The organism is Pirellulales bacterium (assembly GCA_036490175.1).
Classification (GTDB): Bacteria; Planctomycetota; Planctomycetia; order Pirellulales; family JACPPG01; genus JACPPG01.
This window is the reverse complement of the sequence record DASXEJ010000381.1, coordinates 1-20,383: the sequence shown is the minus strand read 5'-3', so window position 1 is coordinate 20,383 and position 20,383 is coordinate 1. Positions and strand designations below refer to the sequence as shown.

Sequence of the window (20,383 nt, the reverse complement as noted above, 5' to 3'; positions counted from 1 at the left end):
TTCACTGCCCACATGCTTTCAAGGAGCCAACTCATGCTTTTCCGTCGTAGGTCTATGGTCGCCGTAGTGGCGTTGATCGGTGCCGTGGCTATTGTCAGTTCGGCAAATGCGCAACAGCAACGGCGTGGAGGTGGCGGCGGCCGTGGCGGCATGGGCATCCCCGGCATGGATACCTTGACGCTGTTGAATCAGGAAGCGGTCCAGAAAGAACTGAAGCTGAGCGTTGATCAAACGACCAAGGTCCGCGACGCCGCGACCGAAGCGATGTCTGAGATGCAGGAAATCTTCTCCGGCCTGCAGGATCTGTCGCCGGAAGAGCGTCGCGAGAAGATGCAAGAGCTGCGCGGCGATGCCGAAAAGAAGGTTAAAGAGCTGCGCGGCAAGGTGGACGCCCTGCTCGACGCCTCGCAGAAAGAACGGCTCAACCAGCTGACCATCCAGCGGCGCGGCGCTTTTGGTGCCATTCAAGACGCCGAAGTCGCCACGGCGTTAAAATTGACCGACGAGCAGAAAAAGAAGGTCGAGACCATGGTGGCCGACTCACGCCAGGGCCGCGGCCAGGGTGGCGCCGGTGGTGGTGGCGGTGCCGGGGGCGGCGATCGCGAAGCCATGCGTGAACGCTTCCAGGCCATGCAAAAAGAGCGCAACGAAAAGGCGCTGGCGATTCTGACGGCCGAGCAAAAGGCACAGTTCGAAAAGATGCAGGGCGCCAAGTTCGATTTCCCCGCCGGCGGCGGCCGCTTCCCAGGCGCCTAACGATCAGCACACGCCAGTATAGCTGGCGAGATCGGTGTCGGGGCTGGCCAGAGAATAGGTACCAGGGCAGTTGAGAAGGCGAAGCGGCAGCCGCATGCGTCCCGAGCGCATCGGCTGCCGTAGCTTCGCCTTTCTCGCCATTTTGCCCTGGCTTCGTAACGCGGATCATGGTCAAATAATTACTTAGCGCGCAAGGCGATTTGGGCCGAATTGATTCGAAGCGACTTCCACCCAGCCGATTCGATTGGTTCCCAGCCGCGTATCGCGAAAAAAAGCCAACCACACGTATTTTCAAAGGTGACACATGCGGCGTATCGGCCTCCTCGCGGCGATCGGATTTGTCGGTGTCGTGATGGCCACGGTCTGCCAAGCGTCGATGGCGGCAGCGGCCACGGCCGACGCCTCGCCGATTGGTCGAAAGATCGAAGCCTTCTCATTGCCCGACCATCACGGCCGCGACATCTCGCTGAGCGAGTTGAAGGGGCAAAACGCCACAGTCGTCGTCTTCCTGGGCGCCGAATGCCCGCTCGCCAAGATCTATGCGCCGCGTTTGGCCGAATTGGCCAAGGAGTTTGCATCCAAGGGTGTTGCGTTCGTCGGCGTCGACGCCAACCTGCAAGACTCGCTCTCGGACATCGCGGCATTCGCGAAGAGTCACGAACTCGGTTTTCCCGTCCTTAAGGATCTGGGAAACAAGTTGGCCGACGCGATGGGTGCGCAGCGCACGCCCGAGGTCTTCCTGCTCGATGGTGACCAGACGATTCGTTATTGCGGTCGCATTGATGATCAATACGGCTTCAAGACCGGAGCCGGCTACGTGAAGCCCAAGTTGAATGAACGTTTCCTCGCCTCGGCCATCGACGAAGTGTTGGCGGGCAAGCCAGTGGCCAAGCCCATGACCAAGGCCGACGGTTGCCTGATTGGCCGTGTCAAGCATGAACCGCACGGCGATGTAACCTATGCGAACCAGATTGCGCGAATCTTCAACGATCGCTGCGTCAATTGCCATCGGCCGGGCGAGATCGCCCCGTTTGCCATGACCTCGTACGACGAGGTGCAAGGTTGGGCGGAAATGATTGGCGAGGTGGTTGCCGGCGGACAAATGCCTCCTTGGTTTGCCGACCCAGGTCATGGGCACTTTAGCAATGACGCCCGTCTGACTGAGGACGAAAAGAAACTCATCACGACCTGGATCGCCAACGGCTGCCCCGAAGGGGACACCAACAAGTTGCCGGCGCCGCGCCAGTTTGTCGATGGTTGGCAGATCGGCACGCCGGATCAGATCTGCTACATGAGTGACGAAGCCTACAAAGTTCCGGCGGAAGGAACTGTTGAATATCAGTTCTTCACAGTCGATCCCGGTTGGAAAGAAGACAAGTGGGTGCAGGCCAGCGAATGCCGACCGAGCAATCGCAGCGTAGTGCATCACATCATCGTCTTCATCAAGGTCGAAGGGCAGGACGAGTTTGAAGGGGGCCGCGGCGGCCTGGCCGGCTATGCACCGGGAACGCCTCCGCATACCAATCCGGCAGGCACGGCCACGTTCGTACCGGCCGGGGCGAAATTAGTCTTCCAACTGCACTACACCCCCAACGGCACGGCGCAAGACGATCGTAGCGCGGTGGGGTTCAAGTTTGCGGATCCGAAGACGGTAAAGAAAACGCTCCGCGACGGCATGATCGGCGACGTGGCGTTCAAGATTCCGCCTGGCGACGGCAACTTCGAAATCAAGGGGAAGCACCGCTTTCTGAAAGACACCTTGCTGTTGAGCCTGATGCCGCACATGCATCTGCGCGGCAAGAGCTTCAAGTTCGAGGCGCAATATCCGGACGGCACCAAAGAAGTCCTGCTCGATGTTCCCCAGTACGACTTCAATTGGCAACTGCGTTATTATTTGGCCGAGCCGAAGCTGATGCCCAAGGGAACGCGACTGGAATGCACGGCCCACTTCGATAATTCGGCCGACAACCTGGCCAACCCCGACCCGACGGCCACCGTCAAATTCGGTGAACAGACGTGGGAAGAAATGATGTTCGGCTTCTACACGTCGATCGATCCGAAAGAGGACCGCACGGCTGAAAAAGTAGCCGGCGCAAAATCCTCTGGTGGCGATAAGGGAGGAGACAGCTCCTCGGCCGCGCCTGAGTAATCGCCGCGGCCGCCAAAGGTTGCGACAGAATATGAAACTACAAACGATGCCCATGTCGCTCACGCGGCGTGGGCATTTTTTGTAGGCTTGCCGAAAAGCCAGCTCGGACAGGGTCAGGCGCCGCGCGGCGCACTCGTTGCGCCGGCGGTCTGGCTCGCGCGATCGACGACGCTGTCCAGCCAGGCGATTAAATCTCGCGTCACTTCGTCACGATTAATCTCATTCAATGTCTCGTGCCGGGCGTCGGGATATTCCTTGTACGTGACCTGCGCGAGCCCGGCCGTTCGGTAAGCCGCCCGCAGTTGCTTCATATTGACCGCCACCGGATCGCGGCTGCCGTAGAAAATGTAAATCGGCAACTGCTGCGGGATGCGCGCTTGTCGCGCGGATCGCGACATCTCGGCCAGCCCGTGTACCACGTCCAGATACGCCTGCACCTGCGGCGAAAAGCCGCACAGCGGATCAGCCAGATACTTGTCGACCTCGGCCGTGTCGCGCGATAGCCAGTCAAACGGCGTCCGCGCCGGCTCAAACGATTTGTTCAATGCTCCAATAAACAGGTACTGCAATATCTTGCTCGTGCCATGCCGGCCCAAGCGCAGCCGCTCGGCATGTGCCAGAACAAGCGCCAGCGGCGCAATAGCCGGGGGCTTGCCGTTGGTGGCCGAAAGCACCGCGCCGGCGACCGCATTGCCATGCTCGCTGAGGAATTGCTGAATCATAAACGAACCGAGCGAATGCCCCATTGCGATGATGGGCGCGCCAGGCAATTCGGCCGCGATTCGCTGATGAAGCTGCCACAGGTCGGCAACGCAGTGGTTCCAGCCGTCGCGCTCGGCAAAGAAACCCAGTTCGGCCGAAGAGCGCGCCGTGCGGCCATGCCCGCGGTGATCGTTTGCAAATACGGCGTAGCCCGCCGCACACAGGGCCTCGGCCAGCCGGCCGTATCGCGCCGCGTGTTCGACCCAGCCATGGGCGATCTGCACCACCGCTTTGACCGGACCTGGCGACTGCCAACGATAAACGTGCAGCGACACGTCGTCAGGCGTGGTCAGTGTGAACTTCGTGCTTTGCATAGGTTCTATCTGTCTCAAGCGGCGTTCGTCGTGCAGGAATCGACCATCGCTGAGTGCTGGACAGCTCATCGACTTGAATTCCGCGTTTATCGATTCTCGTCGCGCACCTCGATCTTGAGCTTCCCCAACACTTGGGCCACGGGCAAGAAGCTCGAGAATGCCGTTGCTTCCTTCAGGCTCGACGTGGCCAGTTTCAAATGGCCGGCGCCGATTCCTCCCAGGCCCAACGTGCCATCGACTCCGATCCACTGTCCGTCGACATAAACCTCGGTCCACATGTGAAAACCGAAAGCTTGTTCGGCCGGGACGTAAACTAGTCCGATCGCCACGCGGGCTGGCAGCCCACGCGCACGCAATAGTGCCGCCAACAGGACGGCGTGCTCGGTGCAATCGCCTTCGAGACTCTGAGCGACATCCGCGGCCGTGGCGAAGGTCTGCGAGTAGTTCTTCACCTTCACCTTGTCGCGGACATATCGTTCCAGGGCCACAGCGGTGCGCCAGGGATCCTTCTCGTTCCCTGCCCCCTCGCGCGCCATCGCCACGATCCGCGGATTATCGCTCTGAATGAAACTGTTGGGCTGCCGATCATCATCCGTGGGGGTTTTTGCTGCTTCGCCCGTACCGGCGCTACCTGACGCGCGATCCCCTGTCCCACCTTCAGCCCCCGACGCCGCGGGCCGCAGCGCCCGCACGACAATTTCCGCGGTGTGCGGATCGATCGCCGTGACCTGCTGGCTCGCATCAGACAAAAACACCCGGGCCGGATCCCCCTCGTCGAGATGACAACGATAGTGTATTTCCTTAGCGCGATGGGGATCGGCTAGCGGTTTTGCAAGCCGCACCAGCGAGCGATCTCCCAGGTCGAGTCCCGCGGCTTCAGACTTGCCCAGTGCGATCGCCTTTGTCGTACGATAGGCGACCTGATCGAGCGCCGTGGTCAATGTCTTGACGGTCTCGCCGTCGCGGTCGGTCCACATGACACCTTCCATCGGGTCGGCGCCGGGCAATTTCGTCGTCGTTTCGATCCGCAAAAGTTCCCGCCGGCCGTCGAGCAATTCGGTCGATTCGAGTTGCACAGCCCGCAGCTCGATCTCGGCAATCTGGTTGAAAATCGGCATCAGCGATCGCACGGTACGCCGCTCGCCGGGCCGCATGGGCCGGCAGAGCAGTTCTTCGTCGACGACAAAGTATCCCCCAGTCCCCTTGGGCCACGCGATGCTACTGCCGCGAGTCTGGCCGCCGGAATCGAGCGTGATTTGCATCGTGCCGGCAACGAGCTTTCCGCGGGCCCTGTTGGGCGTCGGTCCGAGCCGCGCGTCAGACTCGAAGCTGCGGATTTCTCCGGCCGTGGTTTCGACAACCGACATGCTAACTTCGGAATCGCTCACTTCGCCAAAGCGCTTGATGGACAACCGCAGCATGCCTGAGGCGACGATCAGGTCTGGCTTGTCGGCCATGCGTCGCCAGCGCGTCGATCCGTAACCGAATCGTGCCCCGCCGAGGTAATAAACGTCCCATCTGTCCTGACCGACCAACCTGGCAAGACGCTCGTCGGGCCCTGTTGCCGAGAGCGGCTCAACGCTGTTGGCGACCGGTGGATCGCCGGCCGAGACGCGCCGCACAGTTGCCGGTGAGTCGGCTGCCGCTGGGGAGGTGGCCGACAAGTCTGTGGCCGATGCATCAGGCAACGTCGATTTTTGCGGCGCGCACCCCGGCAAAACCATCAATAGCATCGCCAGCAGTCGCAGGCACTTCGCGGTGCCGCACATTAACTCGGACACGGGCATTGTTCCTCGATAGTCCGTGGTTGCTAGCGGCCGATCGGCAGCACGGATCGGGTGCCTCGGCCGAACGCACAGCCAGGATAGTTGGATTACCCGGCTGCTACGCGAACGAAAAAACGGACCGAACGAAATATACCTACGCAACGTAACCTAGTAGTAGCAGATCTTGGCGGCGGTAAAAAACGCGACGGAATCGTGTACCGCCGTTAGAATGAGTGCTGTCGGCCATTGCGGGCACGACCAAAACCAGATACGAGCGACTCAGGGAAGTCATTTCGCACGCAGGCAAGCGTGAGAAGGGCTTCCTATTTTTGTTGGTACGCTGTGCAGAAAGCGACGGCATTTTCGCCTGCGAGGATTCCGCCGATGACAAACCTTTCGTGACGCGCATTTCTTTCTTGGCAGCGGGACGAATTTCACCGTACCGTTTGACCAGTTGGGCTCCGCCACCGGAGCCAAGTGCTAGACTAACTTCGAGGAACTTCCGAGACTCTTCGGCCGATCGCGCTGTCGCGAACCGGCCGAAAGCGCAATCCGTACGAGCGACAGGGGGCCCTCGGCTCGTCGGTGCGCGTTGTGCTGAGGAATCCGATCATACCGTTTCTGCCGACCTACACAGCCCCCGGACCGACATTCGACGTCCTCTGGGGAATATGAGCCATGAGCGTAACCTAGGGTTGCTTAAGGATCGGTCATTCGCCGGCCGTGTCACAAAGCATTACTGCCCACACAACTGACTCGGGACCTTTCGATCAATGGGCTTCTTGAAACGCATATTCCGAAACGTCTTTCGCGACGGTGAGGTGTCAACCGGCACCAGCAGCTTCGAGCGCTTGAGCGAATCGGAGCTCGAGGCGCACCTGGGCGTTGCTCGCTATGGCGACTTTACGCTGACCGATGCCATCCGCCCGTCCTACAACTTGCAGGTAGTCCCACGGCAAGGCTTTCGGCATGACGTCTATCACGACGCCGACAGCCGTTGCTCTGTGCCCGTGCTGATGGGATCCGCCTCGCGTGAGGAGCTGTTCGAGTTGTTCATGGAACTCCTCGATCCGCTGGGCTCGGAGGTCGACGTGGTATTGGAGACGAGCCACAATCGCGAGCAGCGAGGGCACGTCGACCTGTACCGCGAGCATATCGACATGCCGGTGCTGAAAAGCATCCTGTGGGATTATGAAGAGCTGTTGCTGAACGACGGCTGCGTCGGTATCGCGGTGCTTAACCCCGCCGCCCCGCAGGAAGTTCAGTTCGACGAGCACAAACTGCTGATCGTCTACGGCGAGGATCTGCGCGGTTTCGAGCACGTCTTCCAGGACCGCTCGATCCATTGCGACGACCAGATGAAGTTCATCACCGAGGCCGAGCACGTTCACTCTTCCAGCGACAACTACTTCCGCCAATTCGAAGAGTTGAAGACGCGCCTGGGCATGGACTCGATGTGCGATATGGATGCCCGCCCCGGCGTGGGTTAATTCCACCGGGCCGCTCTGGCAACTTGATGCCGGTCGGTAGCCATTCCTGGCAGCTCAAGCGGCGCATGTCGCAATTCTTCGCGTGCTACGAATAAGAGCCTGATCGACGCGCGACAACGGCCAAGACGGTCATTTGCTACGGAGATCGTTTGCTGCGTGCGGTCAGCGACTCGACCCACGCTTGGTCTTCCCTGAGCACTTCCAGCGTCTCTTCGAGTCCGACGAAGTGTTGCCGGAATCGTCGCCAGCCAAGCCACCCCGTGGCGACCGCGGCGACCACCAGCCCGGCGAACCAGATCAACAGCCACCCGGTGCGGTCGATGCCAAGCTGCCCGGCCAAGGCATCGGCCGCCGCCACGACGGCGACAGGCAGTGAGATCAGGGCCAGCAGACCCGCCACGGCCAGGCAGATTGCCAACCGCTTTAGATCGGCGAAGGCAACCGATAATTCCAGTCGTGCCAATTGCCAACGCATGGCGACATGCTCGCGCAGCTCGTCCCGCAGGCGGCCTACCTCGGCCACCGTCGGACCAAACAGCGAATCTTCGTCGTCAGCCATTCGTTCTACGTATCCATGTCGGCGCCGGGGCCTGCACCACGCGATTGGTAAGCCATCCAGAGGGACTTCAGATCACTGAGGACGCCCGATTGCACGGCGGCGAATCCCCAGCGGAACGCGGTCGACGCCAGGCTGCGCGGCAGTTTTCCGCCCGGACGGGCCGCTGCGAGCCACATGCCGACACCGAACGACGCTCCCAGCGTTGCCACCGGGAAACGGCGGACATAGGTCCGCCAGGACGTGAGCCTTCTACGCTCGCCGGATAGGGTCGCCAAGGTTGTTCGTGTCGCGTGGCGCGAGCGCGCGATCTCGGCCCGCAATTTCCGCTTGCGGAGCAAAATCTCGCGATCGGTTATGCGATAGCCGGACATTGGGAAAAGCCTCTTGGCAACAAAAGTCCGCCACAGTCAGGCAGTTTCGCAGGCCGACGGGCGAGCGATGTCGAATGAACTAACGCCGGAAAATACGTCCCGCAAACCAGCCCAAGGCAACGGCCGCCAGTACGCCCGGTCCGGGGTGCTTTCGCACCATTTCCAGGGCCGTGGCAACCAGGTCGCTGACCTTGCGATCCTCGGGCTTGCTCATTCCCTCTACGGCCTGGGCACGGATTTCGTGATACTGTTGCTTGGCGCGCTCGAGCTGTTCCTGGGCATGTCGCAGGGCCTCTTGGGCTGCCTGCACCTCGGGCCGCTCGTCTAACTTACGGCCGAGGTTCTCGAAAGTTCCGCCGGCCTCTGAACGACCTTCGGACGGATCATGGTTTGGCACGCTCACAGGCTTACCCATCACTTTCTGGCGAGTTCTGCGGGATTTTCCCAAGTTGCACGTCCGGCATGTGCCTGTTTGAACGTAGCTCACGGCCGCCGAGCCCACAATTGGCCGGCCACTGTGGGCGGCGCCGGGTGTGGCCGGAAAAAGCAGCAAAACTGGTGCCAGCGCCGCCCGAAACACCTCCTATCCGCGACCGCACAGAGCCAGCATTTTTGCCGGAACGATTTGTTGCAGGCCGCCGCGCAGCGATAGAATCAAGCGCCGCGCTGGATATTTACTCGCAGACCGCTCGGCACCCATCGACACATCTCTACAGCTCCTGGTACTCGCCTCGCTCGAAGCGATTGGACGCCTCCGCATTCAAGGCATAACTCGCCATGACTGAATTCTTTCAAGATCCGCCAGCACTTGGCAATCAGTACGACGACGATCACGTCCTGCGCCGCTACCTGGCCCGGCACATCCCGCCCGACGAGCTGGCCGAAATCGAGCCCGACCTGCAGCGATTCGGCGTCCGGGTGGTGGGCGATATTCTGGCAATGGGTGAGGATGCCCACGCACACGAACCGCAGCTGGTGCAGTTCGATCCGTGGGGTCGGCGGATCGACCACATCGAGACTGCCCGCGGTTGGCAGGAACTCGATCGGGTCAGTGCCGAAGAGGGTTTGATCGCCATCGGCTACGAGCGCAAGTTTGGTCCCCTTTCTAGGCTCTACCAGTTCGCGAAGCTGTACCTGTTCAATCCGTCGTCAGCCACCTATTCCTGTCCGTTGGCCATGACCGACGGCGCCGCGCGATTGATCGAAGTGATGGGGGATGACGAATTGCGATCGGGCGCGTACTTCCATTTGATATCGCGCGACCCACACCAATTCTGGACCAGCGGGCAATGGATGACCGAACGCACTGGCGGCTCCGACGTGGGCCGGACCGAGACAATCGCCCAGCACGAGCGCGGCCCCTGGTTTCGTCTCTACGGAGCCAAATGGTTCACATCGGCCACGACAGCGCAAATGACGATGACCCTCGCCCGTGTCGAGGACGCGGGAGGCAACACCGTACCAGGCAGCCGCGGTCTGGGGCTGTTCTATTTAGAGACACGCGATTCGGCCGGCGCGCTGAACAACATCCTGATCCATCGTTTAAAGGACAAGTTGGGCACGCGCAGCCTCCCCACTGCCGAACTAAGCATGGAGGGAACGAGGGCCAAAATGCTCGGCGCACCCGGTGATGGCGTGCGCAATATTACGACATTGGTGAACATCACCCGGCTACACAATGTGATCGGCGCCCTTTCAGGAATGCGCCGCGCCCTGGCCTTGGCGCGCGACTATGCCCAACGTCGCGAAGTCTTCGGCAAGCAGTTGATCGACCAACCGTTGCACGTTGAAACGCTGGCCGATTTGGCCGTCGATTTCCAGGCCGGGTTTCAGTTGGGTTTTCGTGCCTTGGAGCTGTTGGGCAAGGAGGAATGCGGCACCGCCACCAGGGACGAATCGGCCGTCTTGCGACTGCTCACGCCGCTGGCCAAGCTGTATACCGCCAAGCAAGCGGTGGCCGGCGCCAGCGAAGTGGTCGAAGGATTTGGCGGCGCCGGCTACGTCGAGAACACAGGCTTGCCGCGACTGTTGCGCGATGCCCAGGTCCTGTCGATCTGGGAAGGAACGACCAATGTGCTCAGCCTCGACGCGCTGCGGGCGATCGAAAAGTCTGATGCGCTCGGCCCGTTTCTGGCCGAAATCGACGAACTGACCGCCGGAGTAACGTTGGGCGAGCTTAGCGACGCCGTGGCACAGACGCGCGAAGCGGCCAACCGCTTGCGGGCCTACCTTCCCGTGGCACTGGCCGAAGGACGAGATTACGTGCAAGCCGGAGCGCGTGGGTTCGCCTACAGTCTGGTCCGACTGATGGCCGCGGCGTTGCTGCTTGACGATGCCCAATGGTCTGTCCATGCTCACGGCGACAGTCAGGGCGTCGTGGTCGCGCAGCGTTGGTGCCAGCGGCAGCTCGCCCCGCTCGTGGCGGCGAATCTCGACTGGCGCGCGCAGAGCGACGCATTGGCTCGTGGTATTCCGCTCCGCGAACGCTCGCCCGCCAGTGCCCGGCCGTCGATGTAACGAGTCGCAGCAAGGGCCGGGCACCGTATCGTAGCTGTCTCGCCGCCAGCAGTTGCCGAGCGACCCTGCAACGCTTGAACACAGGTAATTCCCTAACTTCATTCACCAACTTTCCTCATAACGCCAAGGCAATCATCGCACCATGAAAGCTGTACAAATTCAAAGTTTCGGGCACCCGTTGGAAGTTGCCCGCTGTGTCGAGCTGCCCGATCCTGGCTCTCCGGCCGCCGACCAGGCCCTGTTGGCGCTAGAAGCGTCGCCGATCAACCCTTCTGACGTGCTGACTTTGTCGGCGCAATACGGAATCCTTCCCAAGTTGCCGGCCGTGCCAGGCAACGAAGGGGTGGGGCGCGTGATCGCGGTCGGGAGCGCGGTGAAAAACGTTAAGGCCGGAGACATCGTCTTGTTGCCCGCCGGCGTCGGCGCGTGGCGCGAGCAAATGCTGGTGCCGGCTGGACGATTGCTACCTATGCCTGCCGAGGCTAACCGCCAGCAGTTGTCGATGCTCACCGTGAACCCACCCACGGCTCTGCTCTTGCTGCGCGACATCGTTGATCTGAAAGCGGGCGAGTGGGTCATTCAGAACGCTGCCAACTCCGGTGTTGGTTCGTACTTGATCACGCTCGCCAAGCTCCGTTCCTTGCGCACTGTGAATGTCGTGCGGCGCGAGGCATTGATCGAACCCCTCAAGAAGCTTGGCGCCGATGCGGTGGTAGTCGACGGACCGGATCTACACAAGCGTGTGGCCGAAGCTACCGAGAAAGCTTCGATCCGCCTGGCCATCGATTGCATCGGCGGCGAAGCCACGCAGCGACTGGCCCATGCGGTCGCACCTGGCGGCACGGTGGTCAACTACGGCGCTCTTTCTGGCGAACCGTGCCGCGTGGCGCAGCAAGACTTGATCTTTCGCAAGGTGAGCCTGCGGGGATTCTGGCTTGCCCATTGGTTTAGCGAGGCAACGCCCGCGGATCAAATGGCAGTCTTCGGTCCTTTGATCAAGCTCGTTGCCGAAGGAAAGCTGAGCGCCCCGGTCGAGGCAACCTATCCGCTGTCGCGCATTAAAGATGCCCTCGAACATGCCATGAAGCCCGGCCGCGATGGCAAGGTGCTACTGACACCGGGTTAGATTTGCGATCCGTCGAACCATAGTGGCAGTGGCGGCGTCACAATTAGATCCAGACGTTGGAACCGCCTGGGAGCAGGTATTGCGTATATGGCCGCGCTACGCGCAATCATACTGATCGTGTGGGTATCGCCCGCGACGGCGTTGGGATTGCTCATGGGGATTATCGGCCTGGCGACCGGCGGAGGCTGCCGCCGAAGAGGCCGGATTCTCGAGTTCTGGGGCGGCGCAGTGACGCGGTTCTTGGCACACGCGCCCCTTGTCCAGGGTGCCGCGGCGATGACGCTCGGTCATGTCGTCCTGGGGGTCGATCGCCGGGCGCTTGACGATTCGCGCGAGCACGAACTGGTACACGTCGCGCAGTACGAACGCTGGGGGCCGGCCTTCCTGCCTGCCTATGGACTGTGCGCATTGGCACTGTGGCTCGCGGGGCGGAGCCCCTATTGGGACAACCCATTCGAGCGCGAGGCGTACCGCCGCGCGCCTTGAATCCGCAACCATTTCGGCTGTGTTGACGACCGGCGATCGTTTGAGGCCTTGATCGACCGCTTACGCGTTCAGCTTCACCGACGGATCGCTGGCCACGTTGACCCACACATGGACGTGTGGTGTTCCGCGGAAGTACCACACGAACGACGGGCCTTCCAGACGCCAGCAGTCCCATACGTTGTCGTTGCCGATATCGCCGTCCTGGTAAAAGGCAAGGGAGCATTTGTCGAGCCCGCCCTGCGCCTTGAGGCAGGCCACGACCTCGTCGCGGTCGCTTTGACGATACGGCTCCAAGAGAACTTGCAGCACTTTCTGCAACTCTTCGCGCTGATCGCTCGATAGTTCGGCGGCGGGGATGCCGGGGAAGCCACCAGAAGATCCTTGAAAGCCCACCTTGCTTTCGTTGGGCAGGCTTTTGACGAGCGCCGCTTTGCGCTGCTTCTCGTCCATCATCTGGAACACCTTGTTGGCGGCCACGGCCTGCGGCCAGAAGATGTTGCCCGGATGCGTCGGGCCTTCGTTGAAGCTATCGGCGGCATGCCCGTAGAAAATCGGACCGCCAAAGGCCACGCTATCGTTCGAATTGCCGTCGCAACGCAGAGTCATGTGGCGGCCTGTCATGACGAACTCGAACTTATCGGCGCCGGGCGTGCCGAAGATGGCCAGACTCTGTTGCTCCCCATAGCCGCCGGCATCGTCCTGCAACTGCTGGTCGATCCGCTTGTGCCAATCGGGCTGGATGATTCCTTCGAAAATCGAACGGACAATCGCCCGCTGGTCGTCGGTGTAAAAGTCGCTGTTGATTTCCTGGTCGTTGATGTTCCAGTTGTTGGCGACAAAGGTACGCAGCAAACCACGCTTCGGGTCGGTGTGGTCCCACGAGTAGCACACCTTGGCGCGCTGCTCAGGCTTCAACGCATCGTAGAGCACCTTCACCAACGATTCGGGGGACGAACTGCTCGACGCCGCCGTATCGGCCGCCCAACTTCGCCCAGGCGTCCACAACGGCAACGAACCCAAGGTAGCCGCCGCGCCTACGGCCCCGGCCGTGCGCAAAAAGTCGCGCCGGTTCACGGAATCAACAGCGGTTACGGCGTCCGAAGAAGAGCAATCCGGGCACGGACGGTTGTCGCGTGTCATGGCAGGACCTCCGAAGGGATGACGGGTATGGCGTGCGATGTTTTTGAGTTCCACGTTCCCGAACAATTTCGATTAGACACGACTCGCCGCGACGGTGCAAATCGACCAGCATCGTGGGCCCAGAGCAGAGACGAGTCCGCAGGAAGCTAAAAATCTTGGGCCCGGTGCCATGCCCACGCTGGCGTGGGCATGTCTTGGCGTCAAAACTTACTTCGCACGCCCACACTTGGCGTGGGCGTGGTACCCCGGCCAATTGCGCTTACGTAATGCCCCCCGACCGCATCGGTCCTAACCGTCGGCCTCATTACAAGCAGATCGCCACTATGGCATAGCCTCCGCCAGCAGACTAAAGTGCCCCTCTGCGCCCTAGATAGGACGCCACCCTTATGCGGCCCCCCTCGCGGAGTTAATCATGCGCATCAAGATCAACGAAAAATGCCGGCGACCGGTAGTGGCGGCTCTGCTGCTCGTGGTTTCGCTGGCACCGCGCGCGGTTCTGGCAGCCGACAATGATATTGTGCCTGCCAATGCACGGCTCGAGCTGCTCTACACGCGCACCGCGCCAATCGCCGGCGGATTGACCGAGGGTCCGGCGGTTGCCCCCGACGGCAGCATTTACTTCACCGATATCCCGGAAGGGGCAGACCATGGATTAATCGTCCGCTTCGATCCGGCCACGCAAAAAACGTCAACCTTCACGGCCGACAGCGGCAAAGCAAACGGACTGGCATTCGACGCCCAGGGCCAACTCATCGCCTGCGAGGGTTCAGACCAGGGGGGCCGCCGCGTGTCTCGCTGGAACGTAAAGACGGGCGAGCGCGCGACGCTCGCCGACCGTTATCAGGGAAAGCACTTCAACGCTCCCAACGATCTATGTCTGGACGAGCAAGGACGCATCTATTTCACCGATCCGCGTTACTTGGGAACTGAACCGCGCGAGCTCGAGCAGCGGGCCGTCTATCGGATCGACGCCGACGGCAAGGTGAATGAAGTGACGCACGATGTCGAAAAGCCCAACGGCATCGCCATCAGCCCGGACCAGAAGACACTGTACGTTGCCGATACCAACAACGGCAGCGATCGCATCCAGGCCGGCGTCAAACCGGCGAAAGGTGCCATGAAGGTCTACGCCTTCGGCTTGTCTGCAGCAGGCACGGTCAGTGGGCCACGCCACACCTTGATTGATTTCGGCAAGGAAGATGGCTGCGACGGCATGACCATCGACGTGCAAGGGAATCTTTACCTGGCGGCACGCAGCGCCAAGCGGCCGGGAATACTAGTGCTCGATCCCGCAGGCAAGGAACTGGCCTTTATTCCCACGGCCACGGTAGCGGCCGACGTCGAGGCGACCGAAGGCTTGCCGAGCAATTGCGAATTCGGGATCGGCGCCGAGGCAAGCACGCTGTATGTAACCGTCGACAAGAAGCTGTACCGCATTAGGCTCAACGTCGACGGCTATCACATTCCGTGGAAGAAGTAGCAGTAGCCCCGCAACGACTGGCGCGCTGCCACTGTCGATCGCACCATTCCATCGTCGTGTCCCTACTTCGCCGCATCGCAAGAGGCCAGCGCCAATAGCGCGAAGGCCGTGCCCGCGTGCGAAATATAGTGTTTGCTGTCCGCGTGCAACGACCGCGAGAACCAGCGGCCACTTTCCCGCTGATGGGTCTTGAGCCAGGTAATGCCACGCTGGATTTGCGCGTCGTCGGCCGCAATTCCTGCGCGACGTAACACATAGATGACGAAGCCGGTGCCGTAGCCATCGCTGGCCGCGGTGTCCTGCGGTGTGCCGTCGCCGCGCTGCCAGTTGCCCAGCGTGGCCAGCCCCCAACCGCCGTCGTCGTGCTGCAGGCCGCGCAGTGTATCGATGCACGCCTGCCGGTCGGCATCGGTCATCAGGTTCGGCACGTACGTCGAGGCCCACATGACCATCGCCTTATGATGCAAGGTCGGCGGAGGGTTGTTCGCCAGGTAGGTGCGGATCTTGTCCAAGCCGGCCTTGGCCGCCGGCGTGTCGGCGTATCCGTCCGGCGCGACGCCCGCCCCAATGGCTGCAAACGCAACGCCGAAATGATCATCGGATTCCATCGGCGGCCAATCGCACTTCAGCCAGGTCCATCCGCCGTCTTCGCGCTGTAGCGTCCACATCTTGTCGAGCGCCTGGCGTGTGATCGGGTGCAGCTTGCCCGTCGTGGCGGCATCGTTCGACGATGAAACCCATTGATACCGTGCTTTTCGTCGTAAACGGCACAACTATCGGGCTAAACAGGGGGCGACGGGTCGAACCGAGCCCGCCAGCGACCCCCTAAGGGCCTTCGGCACCCAAAGGCGAACCGAGGGGCCTTGGCAGTCGATCGGCGGTCAGTGAGCCCCGTACGCGATGGGGCCGAGGGGCTGGCCTAGCGGGTGTGCGAGTAACGACATAGCAACCAATTGAGGGCAACCAGAAGTCAATTCGAGGATACGCAGAAAATACTAATGGGTAGCGGGTCGCTCCCGCGTCGATTCCGATCGGCTGTTGTGATTCTTCCTTTCGCATGACAGCCGATCGGGTCACCCATTTGAAAGGAAGAATTTCGACATGGCATGGACGGATAAACCGGCATCGTTCTACATCCCAGTGATGTACGACCCAAAAATGTTCCCCAAGTCGCAACGCGACTACGCCCACTACTTTTTGAATCTGCTGCATTGGAAGTGGATTAGTTGGCAGGCAGACAACCGAGGGTACATACGGCTCAAGTACGACTATCTCACGAAAGTCATTCCCGTCAGTGTCTACAAGACACTCCGCAATGCACTGATTGACAGTGGAGTAGTGCAGTGTGACAAGCAAGCCCAACAGGGCCACAAGTCGTATGGCTTTCGACTGGCCCCAGGCTATCGTCACACCCGCCGAGTGAGGTGCCGTGATGAATCGGTCGACCACGCCATTCGGGTCGCGTATGGGACCGCTACGGTATCGCTGCTGCCGGTGCATGAATGGCTTAAGCGAAGGCTAGCGGTGCTGACGTTTGACATGCCGCTGGCAGAGTCGATCGTAGCCACGATGGTGCCTGATGAGGGTAGCACGTTGACGGTAGGGGCGTACCGATTGCAGTTGCTGGAAACCTGCCAGAAGTTCGTCGATGGAGAGCTACCGTTGACGTGCGATCGGTTCGGCCGTGTGCATACCCCGATAACGTCACTTGCCAAGCAGCTACGCCCCTGCTTGCGGGTCGACGGCGAACCGCTGGTATCACTCGACCTAGCCAACAGCCAGCCGCTTATCGCTGGCATTTGTGCAAGGCAGTTTTTTCGAGCCGGGAAAAGTAAGCAGAGATTGTTGCTGCGTACGTTCGAGGATGGCAGAGATCCTTATCGGTATGCGGACCAACAACCCGCGACCAAGGCAGATCGACACCCTGACGTGGAGGAGTATATCGAGCTATGCGAGCGAGGGCGGTTTTACGAAAGCCTGATGGAGAGGGGCGAGGATCGCAACCGGTTTAAGACTCGGTTTTACGCGGAGGTATTTTTCGGCAAACCGTCATGGCGGTCGAAATTGCGTAACCGGTTTGAGGATCGCTATCCCTCAGTGGCTGCCATGCTTGAGGAGTTAAAGCGAACCGACTACCGCCGATCGGCGTGGATATTGCAAAACTACGAAGCCACCATTTTTATCAGAGGGATTTGCAACAAGATCAGGGCCAAACGGCCCAAACTAGCTCTGTATACCGTGCATGATTCATTCCTGATGAAGCGTGCAGATGTAGGGCTGGTCCGACGAATGATCCTGGCCGAATTCAACCGCTATGGAGTTCGGCCTAACCTCAGTTTGGAGAGCTATCGTGACCCAACAACAGCAGTTGCATAACAGCGTGATGCGTCATCTGCACGAGGCCCGCAATTCGATGCGTAAACTGATGGCATCAACTGGCGACTGGACAGCCAAGGTCGAGGTTGAATGCGTGCTACGTGACGTGGAAGAGGTATGGGAACGGTTCGCACAGCACCAGCTCTTTATCAACCATTCTAGGCACTGATGAACTGGGGTTTTTACACTACGTTTTGTGACACCCCACGACATGGAAATACCCTAGAAAAATAGGGGTTTCTTGAAGACGCAAAGGTCGTAATAGGGGTGGTATTGGTGGTGTGGTGTTTGAAAGCACTAGAAATTACGAAGAAAAGAGCACTATAAATCGCTCCCGCGACTGCGAAAAAGCAAGCCCAACGAATGAGCATTACACCAATTCCACTTGGTAGTGGGAGGATAGGCCAGCCCTAGATTATATTCGTGGAGCAAAATGGGTTTTTATCCACCACGAATCTGACCGCACCGGGGGTGAGCATGGCCAAGGGCAAGACTACGCGGAAATCGTCGAAGAAGGTTGCCAAAAAGAAGAGCAAAAACGACAAACCGAAGGTGTGGTCGGCAGACATCGAAGTCCTTGCCGCACAATTCAATGCGTTAGTCCAGAACAAAATGGAGTCGATGACATCAACGCTAGATAAGGCCATCGCCGATGGAAATTGGGAAGCATACGTATTTATGCACCCTAGGACCGATCGGCTTAGGGCATTCCTCGACCTACCGATGGAAGACGCACCAGACGAAGATTTCTGGCGATTACTAGGCAAGATTTGGATTGATTCCGAATTCCTTTGGCAAGAAATGAAGTTATGGAAATCGTTTCTCTCGGCGACGAGATCCATGCGGCATCACATCATGGAAAAGGACGACCGGAAGGCATTCGAGAAATTGCCCGACGTCCTCACCATCTATCGTGGTGGCGAACACAACGGACTTTCATGGACTGTGGACAAGGCTAAGGCGAAATGGTTTGCCAAACGATTATGCTTCGGCACGAACAAACCCGTCGTAAGAACTGGCACGTGTCAGAAGAAAGATGTGATCGCGTACTTCAACGGTAGAAACGAGAAAGAAATCGTCATACTGCCATCGAATATCAAAGGCAAAAAACTGCTATAGCCGATCACTACGCCGTTGCATCACGTCAGTAGGCCCATTCGTGGCCCACTAAGCCCCCGTTTAAGCCCCCTGGCTGCCCCCGTAAGCCCCTCGGCACTCGAAAATGCCCCCTAGGGCCATGCTATCGCCGCAGGCCCGCAAAAGGCCCATTGCACCCCTCTGTAGAGGGGGTTATGCTTGGAGCGTAACCCCTTACCAACAGAGGGCTTAAGATGCCAACGGCGATCAGCGGAAGAATGCCTGCCATCGTTTTGACCTGGGACTACAAAGGCGAAAAGACGGGCGGGCGGAGCAGCAAGCTCTATCACGGCGTGGAGATCATTACCGCCCGCCGTCGCTATCGCAGCCTGCTTTTAGCCGGCCTCAACCCAAGAGTCGAAAAGCCTGATCCCAAATTCCTAATGGAGCATCGCCCATTGCCACCATCGTTAGTCAAAAGTCCCGCGTCCCCACAAACATTGAAGGAGATTAAGAGCATGTCAGCAGTCGCAATCAAAAAGCGTTTGGCAGCCGATGACAAGAAATTTGCCAAGACAGTCGCGAAGGAAAAAGCCAAGACCACCACTAAGAAAGCAACCAAGAAAGCAACCAAGCCCGCCAAGCCCAAGCGTGATCGCTTCGGCGTGCGGATTGCCACAGCCGCAGGAGCAATTAATGCCGCGTTGTCAGCGAAAGCAAAAACGGTAGACCACATTTCCAAGGCATCTGGCGTACCGCTAGATCGCTGCAAAGGGCACATGCAGTGGATGGTGAGACAAGAACTCGCCACAAAGACTGAGGATGGATCGTACAAGTTGACCAGCAAGAAACCCACCAAGTAGGAGCATCATCGTGGGAAAACGCAAACACCGCATCAAGATGAGCGGAAGACCATCACGGCACGACATACGCGACGAATTCGGAGCATTGGTAAATACCAAGTCGTACCGCATCAACGAACTCCTGCTAAACGCCACCGAACCGATAAGCAATCCCGAGATTGCGAAGATCACGAAATTCACGAGCAAACTGATTACAAATCATTTGGGAATCCTTCGCCGTAAGAAACGAATCAAGCAAGTCGCACGCCATAAATGGCAAGTCATCCGCAAACAACCACGACAGCCCAGGAGAGCTAGACCATGCTCGCCTACCTCAGATCACTTTGCTGGCACGTCCCAGGACGATACGGCGACTATGGAAAGATCACAGTCACCGAGACCCATACCGCAACTGATGGAACAATCATCAGTACAGCAGCCATCGCCCACTACCGCGTAGAGGTACGTCGCTGCAAGCTATGTGGGGCCACAACACGTATCAAACGAACAAGAATCTGACCACACCAACAACAACCACAAAGCACACTTGGCCAAGGCTAACACCCTTGGCCAGTTCTACATCTCCCCAATATCAGCCCCTACGCCATCGCCCCCAATAACACCCTCGCAAATACCTGTCGCAATAGTTGTCGAAATATCAGGGCCGCGAGTTTAGACGCCGTAGAGCTGTACCCTGTGCATAGGCGAGATCACGAACGCATAAAACAACAATCGCACGGAGCCGATAGAACAGCACCACCACAGCACGATCTATCGGTGTATGCCCCTGCCCTCGACCTGCCCTTGTCACGTCGTTGCACAGCGACACAGTTCGCCAAGACAGCAACGACGAATGACACCAACACGCTAGCCATACGCACAGCGTACGCACCGGCAAGCGTAGCGTGCCAATGTGCAGATTAATGGTCGCCCGCTTCGCCATGTGGCAGCACAGAATTTACCGAGCGTAATTGCGTCGACAATCGATGCAGATAATCGTTCGTTACTCTTGCAAATGGACATTCGAGGAGCTTAGGCTCCCCGAAGGCATCGCACGTGCAGGACATCTATCGACCCCCGGTAGTGGTAAGAACAATCGACTACCGGGTATCGCCCAGGCCCGAACCATACCCGCCACGTGAGACTGAGATTTTTACAGAGTCCAGATTTTT

General features: G+C 59.4%; 18 protein-coding genes. 11 read left to right on the top strand and 7 right to left on the bottom strand.

Annotation, left to right across the window (positions count from 1 at the left end):
- Nucleotides 1-54: 54 nt before the first annotated feature.
- Both VGG64_29045 and VGG64_29040 read left to right on the top strand, forming a co-directional pair.
- Nucleotides 55-756: a hypothetical protein gene (locus tag VGG64_29045; protein ID HEY1603684.1), complete on the top strand. Its 702-nt coding sequence runs from the start codon at nt 55-57 to the stop codon at nt 754-756.
- Nucleotides 757-1,060: 304 nt separating this feature from the next.
- On the top strand, nt 1,061-2,905 hold the full coding sequence (locus VGG64_29040; protein HEY1603683.1) for a redoxin domain-containing protein: 1,845 nt from the start codon (nt 1,061-1,063) through the stop codon (nt 2,903-2,905).
- Nucleotides 2,906-3,018: 113 nt separating this feature from the next.
- Here the strand turns inward: VGG64_29040 and VGG64_29035 are convergent, their stop codons facing one another.
- Complete coding sequence (locus VGG64_29035; protein ID HEY1603682.1) at nt 3,019-4,050, bottom strand: alpha/beta hydrolase; 1,032 nt, start codon at nt 4,048-4,050, stop codon at nt 3,019-3,021.
- 17 nt (nt 4,051-4,067) lie between these two features.
- A complete protein-coding gene (locus tag VGG64_29030; protein HEY1603681.1) occupies nt 4,068-5,762 on the bottom strand; it encodes a transglutaminase-like domain-containing protein in 1,695 nt (564 codons plus the stop codon).
- Between the two features lie 758 nt (nt 5,763-6,520).
- On the opposite strand from VGG64_29030, the gene VGG64_29025 reads away from it, so the two are divergent.
- Nucleotides 6,521-7,237, top strand: a complete 717-nt coding sequence (locus tag VGG64_29025) for a hypothetical protein (protein ID HEY1603680.1) — start codon at nt 6,521-6,523, stop codon at nt 7,235-7,237.
- Nucleotides 7,238-7,373: 136 nt separating this feature from the next.
- Here the strand turns inward: VGG64_29025 and VGG64_29020 are convergent, their stop codons facing one another.
- The 3 genes from VGG64_29020 to VGG64_29010 all read right to left on the bottom strand — a co-directional run bounded on the left by VGG64_29020 (nt 7,374) and on the right by VGG64_29010 (nt 8,570).
- Nucleotides 7,374-7,796, bottom strand: coding sequence for a phage holin family protein (locus VGG64_29020; GenBank protein ID HEY1603679.1), 423 nt, complete (start codon nt 7,794-7,796; stop codon nt 7,374-7,376).
- A gap of 5 nt (nt 7,797-7,801) precedes the next feature.
- Nucleotides 7,802-8,167: a hypothetical protein gene (locus VGG64_29015; GenBank protein ID HEY1603678.1), complete on the bottom strand. Its 366-nt coding sequence runs from the start codon at nt 8,165-8,167 to the stop codon at nt 7,802-7,804.
- Between the two features lie 79 nt (nt 8,168-8,246).
- Nucleotides 8,247-8,570 (bottom strand): hypothetical protein, encoded by a 324-nt coding sequence (locus VGG64_29010; GenBank protein HEY1603677.1) that lies wholly within the window; start codon nt 8,568-8,570, stop codon nt 8,247-8,249.
- Nucleotides 8,571-8,944: 374 nt separating this feature from the next.
- Between VGG64_29010 and VGG64_29005 the strand changes: the two genes are divergently transcribed.
- From VGG64_29005 to VGG64_28995, 3 genes are all read left to right on the top strand, one after another.
- Nucleotides 8,945-10,684: an acyl-CoA dehydrogenase family protein gene (locus VGG64_29005; protein ID HEY1603676.1), complete on the top strand. Its 1,740-nt coding sequence runs from the start codon at nt 8,945-8,947 to the stop codon at nt 10,682-10,684.
- A gap of 142 nt (nt 10,685-10,826) precedes the next feature.
- Nucleotides 10,827-11,810, top strand: a complete 984-nt coding sequence (locus VGG64_29000; protein ID HEY1603675.1) for a zinc-dependent alcohol dehydrogenase family protein — start codon at nt 10,827-10,829, stop codon at nt 11,808-11,810.
- 87 nt (nt 11,811-11,897) lie between these two features.
- A complete protein-coding gene (locus VGG64_28995) occupies nt 11,898-12,296 on the top strand; it encodes a hypothetical protein (protein ID HEY1603674.1) in 399 nt (132 codons plus the stop codon).
- Nucleotides 12,297-12,356: 60 nt separating this feature from the next.
- Here VGG64_28995 and VGG64_28990 read toward each other — a convergent pair whose 3' ends face one another.
- Nucleotides 12,357-13,436 carry a DUF3500 domain-containing protein gene (locus tag VGG64_28990; protein HEY1603673.1) on the bottom strand — a complete coding sequence of 360 codons (1,080 nt, stop codon included), beginning with the start codon at nt 13,434-13,436 and terminating at the stop codon, nt 12,357-12,359.
- Between the two features lie 412 nt (nt 13,437-13,848).
- Here VGG64_28990 and VGG64_28985 point away from each other — a divergent pair, with 412 nt between their 5' ends.
- Nucleotides 13,849-14,916, top strand: coding sequence for an SMP-30/gluconolactonase/LRE family protein (locus tag VGG64_28985; protein HEY1603672.1), 1,068 nt, complete (start codon nt 13,849-13,851; stop codon nt 14,914-14,916).
- 62 nt (nt 14,917-14,978) lie between these two features.
- Here VGG64_28985 and VGG64_28980 read toward each other — a convergent pair whose 3' ends face one another.
- Nucleotides 14,979-15,689 carry a prenyltransferase/squalene oxidase repeat-containing protein gene (locus VGG64_28980; GenBank protein ID HEY1603671.1) on the bottom strand — a complete coding sequence of 237 codons (711 nt, stop codon included), beginning with the start codon at nt 15,687-15,689 and terminating at the stop codon, nt 14,979-14,981.
- Between the two features lie 328 nt (nt 15,690-16,017).
- Between VGG64_28980 and VGG64_28975 the strand changes: the two genes are divergently transcribed.
- The 4 genes from VGG64_28975 (at nt 16,018) to VGG64_28960 (ending at nt 19,232) form a co-directional block, all read left to right on the top strand.
- Nucleotides 16,018-17,292 (top strand): hypothetical protein, encoded by a 1,275-nt coding sequence (locus tag VGG64_28975; GenBank protein HEY1603670.1) that lies wholly within the window; start codon nt 16,018-16,020, stop codon nt 17,290-17,292.
- Nucleotides 17,267-17,461: a hypothetical protein gene (locus VGG64_28970; GenBank protein ID HEY1603669.1), complete on the top strand. Its 195-nt coding sequence runs from the start codon at nt 17,267-17,269 to the stop codon at nt 17,459-17,461. Before VGG64_28975 ends, VGG64_28970 begins: the two co-directional genes overlap by 26 nt.
- Before the next feature lie 254 nt (nt 17,462-17,715).
- The gene (locus VGG64_28965) at nt 17,716-18,411 is read left to right on the top strand and encodes a hypothetical protein (protein ID HEY1603668.1); all 696 of its coding nucleotides are present in this window, start codon (nt 17,716-17,718) and stop codon (nt 18,409-18,411) included.
- Nucleotides 18,412-18,623: 212 nt separating this feature from the next.
- A complete protein-coding gene (locus VGG64_28960; protein ID HEY1603667.1) occupies nt 18,624-19,232 on the top strand; it encodes a hypothetical protein in 609 nt (202 codons plus the stop codon).
- Nucleotides 19,233-20,383 lie beyond the last annotated feature (1,151 nt).

What these genes read in the sequence shown, in the direction of transcription:
- VGG64_28995 (HEY1603674.1), top strand. Translation starts at nt 11,898, where the DNA reads ATGGCCGCGCTACGCGCAATCATACTGATCGTGTGGGTATCGCCCGCG.
- VGG64_28985 (HEY1603672.1), top strand. Translation starts at nt 13,849, where the DNA reads ATGCGCATCAAGATCAACGAAAAATGCCGGCGACCGGTAGTGGCGGCT.
- VGG64_29025 (HEY1603680.1), top strand. Translation starts at nt 6,521, where the DNA reads ATGGGCTTCTTGAAACGCATATTCCGAAACGTCTTTCGCGACGGTGAG.
- VGG64_29020 (HEY1603679.1), bottom strand. Translation starts at nt 7,796, where the DNA reads ATGGCTGACGACGAAGATTCGCTGTTTGGTCCGACGGTGGCCGAGGTA.
- VGG64_29015 (HEY1603678.1), bottom strand. Translation starts at nt 8,167, where the DNA reads ATGTCCGGCTATCGCATAACCGATCGCGAGATTTTGCTCCGCAAGCGG.
- VGG64_28990 (HEY1603673.1), bottom strand. Translation starts at nt 13,436, where the DNA reads ATGACACGCGACAACCGTCCGTGCCCGGATTGCTCTTCTTCGGACGCC.
- VGG64_28960 (HEY1603667.1), top strand. Translation starts at nt 18,624, where the DNA reads ATGCCAACGGCGATCAGCGGAAGAATGCCTGCCATCGTTTTGACCTGG.
- VGG64_29005 (HEY1603676.1), top strand. Translation starts at nt 8,945, where the DNA reads ATGACTGAATTCTTTCAAGATCCGCCAGCACTTGGCAATCAGTACGAC.
- VGG64_28975 (HEY1603670.1), top strand. Translation starts at nt 16,018, where the DNA reads ATGGCATGGACGGATAAACCGGCATCGTTCTACATCCCAGTGATGTAC.
- VGG64_29035 (HEY1603682.1), bottom strand. Translation starts at nt 4,050, where the DNA reads ATGAGCTGTCCAGCACTCAGCGATGGTCGATTCCTGCACGACGAACGC.
- VGG64_29045 (HEY1603684.1), top strand. Translation starts at nt 55, where the DNA reads ATGGTCGCCGTAGTGGCGTTGATCGGTGCCGTGGCTATTGTCAGTTCG.
- VGG64_29000 (HEY1603675.1), top strand. Translation starts at nt 10,827, where the DNA reads ATGAAAGCTGTACAAATTCAAAGTTTCGGGCACCCGTTGGAAGTTGCC.
- VGG64_29040 (HEY1603683.1), top strand. Translation starts at nt 1,061, where the DNA reads ATGCGGCGTATCGGCCTCCTCGCGGCGATCGGATTTGTCGGTGTCGTG.